Raw genomic sequence first — 13,621 nt, 5'->3', positions numbered from 1 at the left:
TCACTAGGGTCGCCAATGCCATGCACAAGTGCAAGGATTGAAATGCCCTGTTTCCTCACTGCACTGGCCGGGTCCTTGGGCCGACTGTTAAGCTGAACGTCATTCAGTCTGACGGAATCGACCATGCCAGCACCCCGCTTCGAACAACTGCACAGCCAAACCGGCCCGTTTTTTCTGGCCCTGGGTGGTGCAGGCATGTTCGGCGCCAACTTCTACCTGTTCGGCTCCGGAGGTCAATGGATCGCCGTTGATTGCGGCTTTGCCCTGCAATCCAGAGAAGCCGGTGGCAATCAGGTTTCAGTGCCCAGTCTGGCCGCCCTGGAACGGCACGACATCACCCTGTCCGCGCTACTGATCACCCATGGTCATGAGGATCACATTGGCGCCATTCCACATCTCTGGCAGGCACTCAAATGTCCGATTTATGCCAGCCCCTTCGCCGCCAGATTGATTCGCAACAAGCTCGATCCGGCTATCGAATGGCCAAGACTGATTGAAATCCAGCCGCTGCAACCCATAGGTATCGGCGCTTTTCAGGCTGAATGGATACCCGTTACCCATTCGATCCCCGAATCCCATGGGATTCTGCTTGAAGTCGCCGGCAAGCGGCTGTACCACAGTGGTGACTGGAAGCTCGACGCCCAGCCGCTGGTCGGCGAACTGACCGCCCAAAGCCGCTTGCAGACGATTGGCCGCGGCGGCGTTGACGTGATCATTGGCGATTCCACGAATGCTCCGGTGGCCGGTGCCAGCCGCTCCGAGCAATGGGTACAGAACGGCCTGCTGGACGCCATTCGCGGCTGCAGCAAGCGGGTGGTGGTGACCTGCTTTGCCAGCAACCTGGCGCGCCTGCACAGTCTGGCGGAAATTGCCTTTGATACCGGCCGCTACAGCAGTCTGCTGGGCCGCAGTCTGTTGACCATGCACAGCGCCGGTCGAGCACACCGCTATCTGCAGGGTCAGCCCGGCTTTATCGGCCCCTGGGAGCTGGGCTTTCTGCCCCGTGAGCAACAACTCTGGGTCTGCACCGGCAGTCAGGGTGAACCGGCTGCGGCACTGGCACGGCTGGCCAACGGCAGCCATCCACACCTGAGCCTGGAAGCGGGCGACTGTGTGCTGTTTTCCTCGCGCCTGATTCCCGGCAATGAAGTTGCCCTGGAGCGTATCAAGGCCGGACTCAAGCAGCAGGGGATTCAGGTCATCGATGACGATATGGCGCCGATCCACGCCTCGGGCCATCCACCCCAGGAAGATCTGCGTCAGTTGTATGGCTGGCTCAAGGCCAGGTACCTGCTGCCGGTGCACGGTGAGCTGTATCACCAGCAGGCACATCGGGACTTTGCCCGCAGTCTGGGCTTGGGCGGACTGGTGCCGAACAACGGCGACCTGATTGACCTCAGCGGGCAACCGGCGAAGGTCGCCGAGCTACCCTGGGGCCTGGTTGAGATAGCTCGCTGACGCCAAAGCCGACCTCAGGTCCCACCATCAGGCTCAAGGCCTAGATTGCTTCCTTGAGCTTTTCCCACATCATCCCCAGCGCCAGCAGCGGCGCGCGCAGGCGCTGACCGCCGGGGAAAGCCATATGCGGCACCTGACTGAACAGCTCGAGACCGCGACTGGCCTGACCGCTGATGGCTTCGCCGAGTATCCGCGCCGCCAGATGGGTGGCATTGACCCCATGACCCGAATAGGCCTGGGCATAGAATACATTGCTATGACCGGGCAGGCAGCCGATCTGCGGCAGGCGGTTGGCACCTATGCCGATCATCCCACCCCACTGGAAGTCGATCCGCGTCTGCGCAAGCTGCGGGAAGACCTTGAGCATCTTCGGCCGCATATAGGCGGCGATGTCCGCCGGGTCACGTCCGGAATAATGGCAGGCACCGCCAAACAGCAGGCGCTTGTCAGCAGACAGCCGGTAGTAATCCAGCGCCACACGCTGATCACACAGCGCCATGTTCTGCGGGATCAGTTCAGCCGCCAGCGCATCACCCAGTGGCTCGGTCGCAATGATATAGCTACCGGCGGGGATCACGGTGCTGCTGAGCTGTGGATGCAGATCCTTGAGATAGGCGTTGCAGCCAATCACCAGTTGTCCGGCCCTGACCCGACCCTGGACGGTGTGAACCACCGGATTGGCACCCAGCTCGATACGGGTCACCGCTGACTGCTCGTGCAGACGCACGCCCAGACTGGCCGCTGCCGCCGCTTCACCGAGTGCCAGATTAAGCGGATGCAGGTGCCCCGAGCCCATATCGACCATGCCGCCGACATAACACTCGGAGCCAACCACACTGGCCATATCCTGGGCCGCGACCATACGCATGTCATGCTCATAACCCAGCGCCAGCAGCGATTCACGCTCGGCGGCAAACTGCTCCAGGTGACGCGGCTTGTTAGCCAGATCACAGTAGCCCCAGGTCAGGTCGCAGTCGATGGCAAAGTCCTCGATGCGCTGGCGCACAATCTGCACCGCCTCAATGCCCATCAGTTTGAGATCGCGAACGCCATCGGCGCCGATGATCCGCTGAAACTGATCAAGATCGTGGCCAACACCACGAATCAGCTGCCCGCCATTGCGACCACTGGCCCCCCAGCCAAGCTTATGTGCCTCCAACAGAATCACCGAGAGTCCGCGCTGGGCCAACTCGATTGCGGTATTAAGGCCGGTAAAGCCGCCACCAATGATGCACACATCAGCCTGCTGCTCACCCTGCAATGGAGCAAAGGCCAGTTGGCGGTTGACGCTGGCGGCGTAGTAGGAGGGTGCGTGCTGGTCAGTATGGGTCAGGGACATGGGTTGGCCGTGTGAAATCATGGATTAATGTCAATAAAAATTGACATCAGCATAAACACTAATCGGCCTCCGGCACAACAATCGCCAGACTCTCCTTGATCTCTTCCATGACGATATAGCTCTTCGACTCACGCACCCCCGGCAACTTGAGCAGAATATCGCCAAGCAACTGTCGATAGGAGGTCATCTCGGAAATCCGTGCCTTGATCAGATAGTCAAAATCACCCGATACCAGATGGCACTCCAGCAGTTGTGGCAGCTTGATGGCCGCCCGGCGAAACTCGTCAAAGATATCCGCCGACTTGGATGCCAGACTGATTTCGACAAAGACCAGCAGACTCGCCTCGAGTTTTTGCGGGTTAAGCCGGGCACCGTAGCCAAGAATGAATTTTTCCCGCTCCAAACGCTTGACCCGTTCCATGCACGGCGTGGTCGACAGGCCCACACGCTCACCCAGATCGACATAGGACATCCGCCCTTCGGCCTGCAGCAGGCGCAGGATATGCCGATCAATCTTGTCCAGCTCACGACTCGAGGCTCTGCGTGTTTTCATAGAATAATCCTGTAAATCAAATTTTATTCAGACTCAATTTCTGCATTTCACACTTTATTCAAAACATGACCATGCTCTAGCCGCCTTAGAATAGCAATATCGTCCACAAGGATTTAAAGCTGATTTCGGTAGGCGGGAGACTTGTCATGCACATCATGATTCTCGGTAGCGGCATCATCGGTATCACCAGCGCCTGGTACCTGTCACGCGCGGGGCATCAGGTTACCGTGATCGACCGGCAACCCGGCCCGGGACTGGAAACCAGTTTTGCCAACGCCGGCATGATTTCGCCTGGCTATTCCGCGCCCTGGGCTGCCCCCGGCGTGCCGCTGAAAGCCATCAAATGGCTGCTGGCCAAACATGCCCCCCTGGCCATCACACCCACCGGCGACCCGCATCAGTACCGCTGGATGCTGCGCATGTTGAGCAACTGCACCACGGCCCGTTACCAGGTCAACAAGGCACGCATGATGCGCCTGGCCGACTACAGCCGCGACTGCCTGATCGCCTTGCGTGATGACACCGGCCTGGACTACGAGCAACGTCAACTGGGCACCCTGCAGCTATTTCGCAGCAATAAACAACTGGACGCGGCGGCCAAGGATATCGCTGTGCTGGAGCAATGCGGCGTGCCCTACGAGCTGCTGGATGCCGCCGGCTGTGTGGCCATAGAGCCCGGACTCGCCGCCAGTTCAGTCCCGCTGGCAGGCGGTCTGCGGCTGCCCCAGGATGAAACCGGCGATTGTCATCTATTTACCACCCGACTGGCGGCGCGCTGTGCCGAGGCTGGCGTGCAGTTCCGTTACAACAGTCGAATTGAAGCGCTGGAAACCGATAGCGGCCGCGTCAACGCCGTGCGCGTCGATGGCCAGCGCCTGCAGGCGGATGCCTACGTGCTGGCGCTGGGCAGCTACTCGCCACAGCTGCTGCGGCCACTGGGAATTGATCTGCCGGTTTATCCTGTCAAGGGCTACTCCCTGACCCTGCCGGTCAGCAACCCGGCCATGGCGCCGGTTTCAACGGTCATGGACGAAAGCTACAAGGTCGCCGTGACACGCTTTGAGCAACGTATTCGGGTCGGCGGCATGGCCGAACTGGCAGGCTTTGATACACAACTCAAACCGGCCCGCCAGGCTACCCTGAGCATGGTGGTCAATGACCTGTTCCCGGCCGGTGCGGATAGCAGTCGAGCCAGCTTCTGGAGCGGATTCCGGCCCATGACCCCGGATGGCACGCCGATTATCGGCGCCAGCCCCTTGGCCAACCTGTATTTGAATACCGGCCACGGTACACTGGGCTGGACCATGTCCTGCGGCTCTGCCCAGTTGCTGGCCGATCTGATCAGCGGCAACCGCCTGGCGGTCAACTGCGAACTCGGCCTGGACCGCTATACCCGACCCAAGGAGAAACACCGCTATGCCCATCCAGCGTCTGCACACTGATGCGCGCCTGAGCCAGATCGTCATTCATCAGAACACCGTCTATCTGGCCGGTCAGGTAGCCGCTGACGACGATCTGCAGGCCGATGCCGCGACACAGACCCGCAGCACGCTGGCGGAAATCGAAAAGCGTCTGGCTGACGCCGGTACCGACAAGACCCGGCTGCTCTCGGTGACCATCTACCTGAAGGATATCGACGCCGACTTTGCCGCCATGAACAGCGTCTGGGATCAATGGCTGCCGAGCGGCAGCGCACCTGCTCGCGCCACCGTTGAAGCCCGACTTTGTGAGCCGGAGATACGGGTCGAGATGTCGGTGATTGCCGCGCTCTGATACCCTAGGCCTTCGCGGAGCAGGGTGCTCCGCCCCATTTCATATAGACACCTGCATGCGCCCAGCCCACGCTCTGATCGACCTCAATGCCCTGCGGCACAATTATCGTCTGGCCAAATCGCTTTCCGGCCGCCGTGCCCTGGCAGTGATCAAGGCCAATGCCTACGGACATGGCGCGGTGCCCTGCGCCAAAGCCCTGGAAGCCGATGCCGACGCCTTTGCCGTGGCCTCGATCGAGGAAGCCCTGGAACTGCGCGCGGCCGGCATTCAAACCCCGATTCTGCTGCTGGAGGGCTGGTTCGAACCGAACGAGCTGCCACTGCTGGTCGAACACAAGCTCTGGACCGTAGTGCACCATGCCGAACAGGTGTCGCAGCTGCTGCAAACCCGGCTTGCTGAGCCACTGCACATCTGGTTGAAAATGGACAGCGGCATGCACCGGGTTGGCTTCAATCCAGCTGACTATGCGGCCACATGGCAGCAATTGCAGGCTGCCAGCCAGGTCGCCAGCCTGACCAGCATGAGTCATTTCGCCCGCGCCGATGAGCCCGACAGCGGTCGCACTGAAACCCAACTGGCGCTATTTCAGCAGACCATCGCCGGTCTCGGCGGCGCGGCCAGCCTGTGCAATTCCGCCGGCGTACTGGCCTGGTCTCAGGCCCACGCTGACTGGTTACGCCCGGGCATCATGCTATATGGCGCGACTCCCTTCGATTTTCCGCAGGATCTGGCCAGCCAACTGCAACCGGTCATGCAGCTGGAGTCCACGATCATTGCCGTGCGCGACCTGCCAGCCGGCGAGCCGGTGGGCTACGGTTCGCGCTTTATCACCCAGCGACCGACCCGGGTTGGCGTGGTTGCCATGGGTTATGCCGACGGTTATCCACGGCATGCCCGGGACGGCACGCCGGTAATGGTTGATGGCCAACGCAGCCAACTGATTGGCCGGGTCTCCATGGATATGCTGACCCTTGACCTGACAGATCTGCCAGGTAGCGGCCTGGGCAGCAAGGTTGAGCTATGGGGCAAGCAACTGCTGGCCAGTGAGGTGGCTGCCCATGCCGACACCATCGCCTACCAGCTGTTTTGCAATCTGAACCGCGTCCCGCGCCGCTATCAAGGCTGAAGCGGGCAGGTCAGCGTGTTGAAAATTCTGAACGGGCGTGCAATCATCCCCACACTTAAAGTGTGACTGTTGCTTCCTGGAGGATTACAACTTGGATGTCGGTGCCCGCCTCAAGACCATTCGAAAAATAAAGGGCCTGTCCCAACGTGAGCTGGCCAAGCGCGCTGGTGTGACCAACAGCACCATTTCCATGATCGAGAAAAACAGTGTCAGCCCTTCGGTCAGCTCCTTGAAGAAGGTACTGTCCGGCATTCCCATGTCACTGGTGGATTTCTTTTCCCTCGAAGTAGAGCAGGATGCCCAGCGCAAGGTCATATACCGCGGCGATGAATTGCTCGACATTGGCACCGGCGAAGTGACCATGAAACTGGTCGGCAAGGGCCACCCCAATCGCGCCTTCTCCTTTCTCAATGAAACCTATCCGCCTGGCTCGGATACCGGCCCTGACATGCTCAATCACGAAGGCGAAGAAGCCGGCATCGTGGTCAGCGGACGCCTTGAAGTGACCGTCAGCGAGGAGCTTTTTGTGCTTGAAAGTGGTGACGGCTACTACTTTGACAGCAGCCAGCCACACCGCTTCCGCAATCCCTTTGACGAGCCCTGCGTGCTGATCAGCGCGACCACCCCGGCCAACTTCTGAAGTTGGCCGCCTCTGGCCCACGCGCAAAATACAACTTCACCTGCAAGTACCAAGCTGTTTACACTCGGCTGATTACACCTTGTGGAGTATGCCCGTGACCGATACCAACCCGTCACCCTTGTTGCTTGGCGCCAACAGCTCGCTGCGCGTGGCCATAGAGCCGCGCATGGCCAACCGTCACGGACTGGTGGCCGGCGCGACCGGCACCGGCAAAACCATCACCCTGCAGATCATGGCCCAGGCCTTTTCGGATATGGGTGTGCCGGTACTGGTGCCGGATATCAAGGGCGACTTTTCCGGGATCGCCAAACCCGGCGTCATGAGTGAGCGCTTGCAACAGCGGGCCTCCCAGGTGGGCCTGGATGATCTGCAGTTGAACGGTGCACCGACGGTATTCTGGGATGTCTACGGTGAGCACGGTCACCCCCTGCGCCTGACCATGGCCGACTTCGGCCCGATCATGCTGGCGCGTCTACTGAATCTGAACGAGACCCAGAGCGGCGTTCTGCAGGTGCTGTTCAAGGTCGCCGACGAGAATGGCTGGCTGCTGCTCGATCTCAAGGATCTGCGCGCCATGCTCACCTATGTCAACGACAACCGCAGCGAGATTGGGCCCAAGTACGGCAATGTCTCCCCGGCCAGTATCGGTGCCATTCAGCGTGCACTGCTGAATCTCGACAGCCTTGGCGGCGATCAGCTGTTCGGTGAACCGGCGGTGACCCTGGACGACTTCATGCAGACCAATCAGCAGGGGCAAGGCGTGGTGAATATCCTGCATGCCTCTCGCCTGTATCGCGACAGTCCATTGGCCTACTCCAGCATTCTGCTCTGGCTGCTGTCTGAGCTGTTCGAGCAACTGCCGGAGGTCGGGGATGCCGATAAACCGCGTTTTGTGCTGTTTTTTGATGAGGCCCATTTGCTGTTCAAGGATACGCCGAAGAGTCTGGTTGATCGTATCGAGCAGGTGGTCCGGCTGATCCGCTCCAAGGGTGTCGGGGTCTATTTCATCACCCAGAGCCCGCTGGATGTGCCCGAAGCCGTTCTTGGGCAACTGGGCAATCGCGTGCAGCACGCATTGCGGGCCTTTACCCCCAAGGATCAAAAGGCCGTGCGCACTGCAGCCCAGACCTTTCGCAGCAATCCGGGGCTGGATACCGAAAGCGCCATTACCGAACTGGGCGTGGGCGAAGCCCTGGTATCGGTGCTCGACGGCAAGGGCGTACCTACACCCGTGCAGCGCGTGCTGATCCGGCCACCGGCCAGTCAGATGGGCCCAATCAGCGACCAGGAGCGCAGCACCCTGTTGCAGCGCTCGGTGCTGGCCGGGGTGTTTGATCGACAGTTGGATCGCGAGTCAGCCTATGAAATCCTGCAGCAGCAGGCGGCCCGCGCACTGTCCGAGGAAACCGTGGTCACCCGCCGCCAGTCCGAAGCACGGCAACCACGCCGGCCTGCGGCAGAAAAATCGGTACTGGGTGATATCGCCACGCAGGTGGGGCGCAGCGCCATGCGCACCATAGGCACTCAGTTGGGCCGACAGATCATGCGCGGCCTGCTGGGGTCATTGCGCGGTCGTTAGGTCAGATCTAGGGCGGAAAGCCGCCCAGAATGCGGGTTGCCAGGGTCTGAATCAGCTCGCTGCGTTGCACCGGCGTCAACGGGGTAGAACGCAGTTGCTGCTCGTCACTGCCACGCCAGACCAGCTGTCCGTCGCGACCATCGAGCAGGTCAATCTGCAGGGTCAGTACCTGATAATCTACCGAACGGGTTTCGCTGAAGCCCGGCCCGCCGCCCCAGCCACCGCCCCAATAACCACCAAAGAAGCCGCCGTAACTGGTGGTGACATTATCCTTGCGCAGCTCACTGATGACATACACCCTGACCTGCAAGTCGGCCTCGGCCGGGTTCAGCGCCGGGCGCAGACCGCGCACATCCAATTGACCACTGACCGCATCTCGCACGCGCTGGGTCGTCAGATCACTTTCAATGCGCGGATCACCCGCAGGGGCATAACTGACAGCCGGATCAGCCCAGCGCCAGTCACGGTACTGGGTGAAGTCACGGTTGAGGTCATAGTCGCGTACAACGGCGGCTGTCTGGCAGCCAAGCAGTGCCAGCGCAGCCAAAACCAGGGCGGCAGATCGGGCGGCATTCAGCGGTATCAAGGTCCACATGGCGGTGTTCCGCAATAAAAGGAGTCAACTGATTCGACTTCAAGGACGAATAAAGGTTCTGCCTTGTCCGGCAAGACCGCGTTTGAAGGGGATTGATTGGCTCAAAACTGAGCCAAATTCGAGCAGATGACCTACTCTTTACTCATAATCATAAAAGCTGGAGTACGCCATGATACACCCGGCTGGCCGCTCCCTGCGCAGACTTGCCTTTGGCCTGCTGGCAGGCCTGTCACTCTTCTCGAAGCATCTACCGGCACAGGACAATACGCTGGAGTGGACGCTGTGGCCGATACCTGGCAATGTCATTCTGGACGGGGAGAAACCCGTCAGTGGCCTGAGCTTTTTCGCCATCGAAAAACTGATGTCCCATCTGCCCGACCTTAAGCCGGCCTATCATTTGGCCAACCGGCCACGCCAGCAATACCGCCTTGAGCAAGGCCACAATATTTGCTCGGCGCCCTTGTTTCGCCGCGAAGACACTGATCAGAACGGCTATTTCATTCCCTTTCTCGGCAGTACACCCATCCAGATGGTCATTCGCCGGGACGAGCTTGCTGCTTACCCACTGGTGGATGGCCGCGTGTCCCTGAACAGGTTATTGGATGAAACCACGCTACGTGGTGGCATATCACAGTTTCGCACCTATCCTGGGGCGGTCCGAGAATGGTACCCCCTGCTGGAACAACGCGACCGCGGATACCGGGTCAGCGGTTCCCAGAGCGGCGAAAACCTGTTGTTGATGGTCAGCCACGGTCGCATTGACTTTACCTTTGAGCTGGCCAGCATTACCCGCGCCGTAGTCAAGCAGATGGACGAGGACAATAACCTGCTGTCCGTGCCGATTGATGAGGATCGCGGTTTGATCGAGTCGGGTATCTACTGCACGCGCAACGCCTGGGGGCTGGACATGGCCCGACGCATCGATGCCGCCATTCGCATCATGGCCACTGATCCCGAGGCCATGGTCGAGATGTATCGCGAGTGGATGCCGGAAGAAACCCTGAGCGCCTTCGAGCCGCAGTTGAAAGCCTATTACGTGGCCCGACAAACCCGCGAAGTGATCTTTTAACCCCTCAGGCCTGGGCGTCACGTACGCCAGTGGCAACATCCTCAAGCAACTCGCGCAGCCGCGACAGCAGGGTATCACTCAAGGCACTGACTCCAGCCAACCCGGCCTCGGCACCTTGCCACTGGCCCGCATCAGCCAGCGCCACCAGCGTAGCCGCCTGCTGGTAGATGTCGGCATGCAGGGCTTTCATCGGTTTCAAGGCCGGATGCTGCCTGAAGTATTTCTCGGCAAAAGCCAGATACCAGGAACCAAAACGACTGGCGGCCGCATCCAACTGCGGGCGGACCGGGCTCTTGCCGGACACAAAATGCTCGACACTTTTCAGCCAACCGCGCAGTTCCACCTCGGCATAAAGCAGCGATTGCGCACGGGCATCCAGTAACCGCGGGAAAAAGGTTCGCCATTGGCTGGCCGGCTGCCAGTTGGCAATCCAGGCTGCCACCTGATCCGCCGGCATCGGTCGCGCGATGCCATAGCCCTGCGCCTGCTCACAGCCCAGTAACAGCAGCAGCTCTCCATGCTCGATGGTCTCAACCCCCTCGGCAATCACCGGGCGACTGAAAGAGCGAGCCAGACCCATGATACTGGCCACAATCGCCAGGTCATCGGGGTCATCCAGCATATCCCGCACAAAGCTCTGGTCAATCTTCAGCACATCCACGGGCAGGCGACGCAGATAGGTCAGGGACGAGTACCCGGTACCAAAGTCATCCAGCGACAACGTGATACCGCGTGCATGGCAGGCATCAATCACCTGGCCAACGTGCTGCATATCGTCCAGCGCACTAGACTCGAGGATTTCCAGCTCCAGAGCACCGGCAGGCAGGGCCGGAAAGTTCGCTAGCAAGCTGTCCAGCCGTTCGATGAAATCCACTTGCTGCAGTTGATCTGCTGCCACATTCACACTCACCGGCACATGCACTCCGGCCGCGCGCCAGGCATGAAATTGGCACAGTGCCGTGCGCATCACCCACTCGCCAACCTCCAGACCCAACCGCTGACCCTCGATCACCGGCAGAAACTCGGCCGGGCTACGCAGGCCCAGGTCGGGATGCTGCCAGCGGATCAAGGCCTCGACGCCCACCAGAGCACCGGTGCGCATGTTCACCTTGGGCTGATAGAACAGGCAGAACTGCTCTTCTGTCAGCGCTACACGGATATCCTGCAGGGCCCGTTGGCGCGCTTGCAGGGCATGCTCCTGAACATGATCAAACAACTCATAGCGATTACGGCCAGCCTGCTTGGCATTGATCATCGCCTGATCGGCATAACGCAGCAGTTGGTCGGCATCCATATCATCCCCGGGGTTGAATAAACTGACGCCGACACTGGCGGTCAGCGCCGGCATGAGGATATCCATGACCACCGGACGGGCTACCAGCGTGAGCAGGTTATCCAGTATCGGCAGGCAATCGGATACCTGATCCAGGCCAGTCAGCACCAGGATGAATTCATCACCGCCGAGGCGTGCCAGGGTATCCTCCGGACGCATGATCTGGCGCATGCGCGCAGCGAGTTCGACCAGAAGGTGGTCACCCACCTCGTGACCGTGACGATCATTGATCAGCTTGAAGCCATCCAGATCCAGGCAAGCCACCGCCAACAGCCGATCCTGCTGACGCGCCAGCTGCATTGCCAGCTGCATGCGATCAACCAGCAGTTCACGGTTCGGCAACCCGGTCAGGCGGTCATAGTGGGCAATGCTTTCCAGCTCCTGCTGATGCAGTTTGCTGGCGGTGATATCGGAAAACAGCGCGATATAGTGCAAACGCTCACCATGCTCGTCATACACGCTGCTGATATTAACCTTTTCGGCGAAGCGCTCGCCGTCCTTGCGCCGATTCCAGACTTCACCCTGCCATTCTCCGGTCTCGCGTAGCGCTCGCATGAGTTCCTGATGCACAGGCTCGTCATCCTGATCGGAGCGCAGAAACAAGGGCAACTGCCCAAGCGCCTCGGACCGGCTGAAGCCGGTAATACGGCTGAAAGCTTCATTGACATCAATCACCAAACCCTCGCTGTCGGTGATCATGATGCCTTCGCTGGCATGGGTAAAAGCACTGGCCGCCAATTTCAGTTGCCGCTCAGCCAAATAGCGGGCACTGACATCCTGCTGGGTTCCGGACATGCGCAAGGGCTGGTCCAGACTGTCACGCTCGGCAATCCGCCCACTGCTGCTGACCCAGACCCACTCGCCACTGGCGTGGCGCAAACGGTACTCACAACTGAAAGCATCGGCAGCGCCCAACACATGCTCATCCATGGCCTGGCGAAAACGCGCCCGATCCTCGGGGTGCACCAGTGCTACCCAGTCCTGCATGGACAGCGGCTCAAGCGCTGCAGGATCACGCCCGAGCATGCTCGCCCAGCGCGGGTTGATCACCAGCCGGTCGGTGCGCATATCCCATTCCCAGGTGCCGATATCGGTACCGCGAATCACCTCCTGCAAACGCTTGCGCTGCAGACGCAGGTCCTGCTGGCTGTTGCGTACCCGACGGTTCTGCATGACCAGACCGAGCATCGCCAGGGCAAAGAGCAGCAACAGCAACGCCAGCGCCGATAGCCAATTGCGGTACTTGTGCCAGGCATCAAGCAGGGTAAATTCCGGCAAGGCATCAAAGGGGGGCACGCGCAGGGTGCGCGCCAGGCGCTCGACGGCCAGATAATCACTGGGCGGTACAAAGCCGGCAATACCGGCCTGAACGGCCGCCGGATGGTCCGGCTCAAGCGCCAGCAGCGCCGCCACTATCTTGCGAATCTGCTGCTGATCAACGTGCGGCAGGGCAAAAAACGGCCACTCCGGATATAAACGGGTAGACACGGCAAAGGGATAGCCCGGCAAACGCTGTTGGTTGATCACCCGCAAACGGTTCGGCGGGATAAGGCCCTGATCGATGAACGACTCCAGCACACCAGTTCGAACAAAGCCCACCTCAACCTCACCCGCCAACAGCGCATCAATAACACCAACATGGTGTCCGGCAACCATTAACTGCGCTTTCTGTGGCAGGGCCACACCAGCTTGCATCAACTCGTATACAGGCGCCTGGTAACCCGCGAGGAAATGCTCGCCCGGAATCGCAATGCGTTTGCCGGACAGATCCGCGAGGCTTTCAATGACCGAGTCAGCCGGGACCAGAATCACACCGCCAACGGCCTGGGTAGACTCGCCTTGGTACTGCACCACCTGGGTTGCCAGAGCACCGGTCAGCGCATTGTGATGACGGATAATGCTGTAGTGACTGGGATTGGTCAGCAACAGATCCACCGCATTCAGGGCAATATGCTCGTCCAGCTCAGCCTGGGTCAGCACCAGCAGCCGCACCTGGGTATCTCCCAGCGCCTCGGACAAGTAGACGGCCAACCTCTCATACCGTGCCTGCAAGCGCTCGACCGGACCGCTGGCAAAAACCCCCAGCACCAGATCCGGTGCGGCATTGACCGGTAACGCCAGGCAGCTCAACAGCAAGCACAGCAGTCGGCGCATGG

The 13,621-nt window shown here is 60.1% G+C and carries 11 protein-coding genes; 7 read left to right on the top strand and 4 right to left on the bottom strand.

The features are described 5' to 3' along the window. The first annotated feature begins 123 nt into the window (after positions 1–123). Positions 124–1,458, top strand: coding sequence for a ribonuclease J (locus tag AC27HQ_RS03205; RefSeq protein ID WP_487154471.1), 1,335 nt, complete (start codon positions 124–126; stop codon positions 1,456–1,458). A 40-nt stretch (positions 1,459–1,498) separates the two neighbouring features. Here the strand turns inward: AC27HQ_RS03205 and AC27HQ_RS03200 are convergent, their stop codons facing one another. Both AC27HQ_RS03200 and AC27HQ_RS03195 read right to left on the bottom strand, forming a co-directional pair. Continuing rightward, positions 1,499–2,797, bottom strand: a complete 1,299-nt coding sequence (locus AC27HQ_RS03200) for an NAD(P)/FAD-dependent oxidoreductase (protein WP_487154470.1) — start codon at positions 2,795–2,797, stop codon at positions 1,499–1,501. A gap of 58 nt (positions 2,798–2,855) precedes the next feature. Beyond that, positions 2,856–3,350 carry an AsnC family transcriptional regulator gene (locus AC27HQ_RS03195; protein ID WP_487154469.1) on the bottom strand — a complete coding sequence of 165 codons (495 nt, stop codon included), beginning with the start codon at positions 3,348–3,350 and terminating at the stop codon, positions 2,856–2,858. A gap of 146 nt (positions 3,351–3,496) precedes the next feature. On the opposite strand from AC27HQ_RS03195, the gene AC27HQ_RS03190 reads away from it, so the two are divergent. The 5 genes from AC27HQ_RS03190 to AC27HQ_RS03170 all read left to right on the top strand — a co-directional run bounded on the left by AC27HQ_RS03190 (position 3,497) and on the right by AC27HQ_RS03170 (position 8,468). Beyond that, the gene (locus AC27HQ_RS03190) at positions 3,497–4,792 is read left to right on the top strand and encodes a D-amino acid dehydrogenase (RefSeq protein WP_487154468.1); all 1,296 of its coding nucleotides are present in this window, start codon (positions 3,497–3,499) and stop codon (positions 4,790–4,792) included. Continuing rightward, positions 4,767–5,123 (top strand): RidA family protein, encoded by a 357-nt coding sequence (locus AC27HQ_RS03185; RefSeq protein WP_487154467.1) that lies wholly within the window; start codon positions 4,767–4,769, stop codon positions 5,121–5,123. Before AC27HQ_RS03190 ends, AC27HQ_RS03185 begins: the two co-directional genes overlap by 26 nt. Before the next feature lie 55 nt (positions 5,124–5,178). Further along, complete coding sequence (gene alr / locus AC27HQ_RS03180; protein ID WP_487154465.1) at positions 5,179–6,249, top strand: alanine racemase; 1,071 nt, start codon at positions 5,179–5,181, stop codon at positions 6,247–6,249. Between the two features lie 91 nt (positions 6,250–6,340). Continuing rightward, positions 6,341–6,889, top strand: coding sequence for a cupin domain-containing protein (locus AC27HQ_RS03175; RefSeq protein ID WP_487154463.1), 549 nt, complete (start codon positions 6,341–6,343; stop codon positions 6,887–6,889). An 88-nt stretch (positions 6,890–6,977) separates the two neighbouring features. Beyond that, positions 6,978–8,468 (top strand): helicase HerA-like domain-containing protein, encoded by a 1,491-nt coding sequence (locus AC27HQ_RS03170; protein ID WP_487154461.1) that lies wholly within the window; start codon positions 6,978–6,980, stop codon positions 8,466–8,468. Positions 8,469–8,475: 7 nt separating this feature from the next. Here the strand turns inward: AC27HQ_RS03170 and AC27HQ_RS03165 are convergent, their stop codons facing one another. After that, on the bottom strand, positions 8,476–9,063 hold the full coding sequence (locus AC27HQ_RS03165; protein WP_487154460.1) for a DUF4136 domain-containing protein: 588 nt from the start codon (positions 9,061–9,063) through the stop codon (positions 8,476–8,478). Positions 9,064–9,232: 169 nt separating this feature from the next. Here AC27HQ_RS03165 and AC27HQ_RS03160 point away from each other — a divergent pair, with 169 nt between their 5' ends. Then, positions 9,233–10,132 (top strand): hypothetical protein, encoded by a 900-nt coding sequence (locus tag AC27HQ_RS03160; protein WP_487154459.1) that lies wholly within the window; start codon positions 9,233–9,235, stop codon positions 10,130–10,132. Positions 10,133–10,136: 4 nt separating this feature from the next. Here the strand turns inward: AC27HQ_RS03160 and AC27HQ_RS03155 are convergent, their stop codons facing one another. Beyond that, complete coding sequence (locus tag AC27HQ_RS03155) at positions 10,137–13,619, bottom strand: EAL domain-containing protein (RefSeq protein WP_487154457.1); 3,483 nt, start codon at positions 13,617–13,619, stop codon at positions 10,137–10,139. Between the last annotated feature and the right edge of the window lie 2 nt (positions 13,620–13,621).

This window comes from Halopseudomonas sp. 4NH20-0008, from assembly GCF_057548395.1.
Note: the sequence above shows the minus strand (reverse complement) of the source record. Positions and strands in the feature narration are given on the sequence as shown.

Bases quoted from the DNA above. Each gene is read 5' to 3' on its own strand.
- AC27HQ_RS03205 (WP_487154471.1), top strand. From the start codon at position 124: ATGCCAGCACCCCGCTTCGAACAACTGCACAGCCAAACCGGCCCGTTT.
- AC27HQ_RS03200 (WP_487154470.1), bottom strand. From the start codon at position 2,797: ATGTCCCTGACCCATACTGACCAGCACGCACCCTCCTACTACGCCGCC.
- AC27HQ_RS03195 (WP_487154469.1), bottom strand. From the start codon at position 3,350: ATGAAAACACGCAGAGCCTCGAGTCGTGAGCTGGACAAGATTGATCGG.
- AC27HQ_RS03190 (WP_487154468.1), top strand. From the start codon at position 3,497: ATGCACATCATGATTCTCGGTAGCGGCATCATCGGTATCACCAGCGCC.
- AC27HQ_RS03185 (WP_487154467.1), top strand. From the start codon at position 4,767: ATGCCCATCCAGCGTCTGCACACTGATGCGCGCCTGAGCCAGATCGTC.
- alr (WP_487154465.1), top strand. From the start codon at position 5,179: ATGCGCCCAGCCCACGCTCTGATCGACCTCAATGCCCTGCGGCACAAT.
- AC27HQ_RS03170 (WP_487154461.1), top strand. From the start codon at position 6,978: ATGCCCGTGACCGATACCAACCCGTCACCCTTGTTGCTTGGCGCCAAC.
- AC27HQ_RS03165 (WP_487154460.1), bottom strand. From the start codon at position 9,063: ATGTGGACCTTGATACCGCTGAATGCCGCCCGATCTGCCGCCCTGGTT.
- AC27HQ_RS03160 (WP_487154459.1), top strand. From the start codon at position 9,233: ATGATACACCCGGCTGGCCGCTCCCTGCGCAGACTTGCCTTTGGCCTG.
- AC27HQ_RS03155 (WP_487154457.1), bottom strand. From the start codon at position 13,619: ATGCGCCGACTGCTGTGCTTGCTGTTGAGCTGCCTGGCGTTACCGGTC.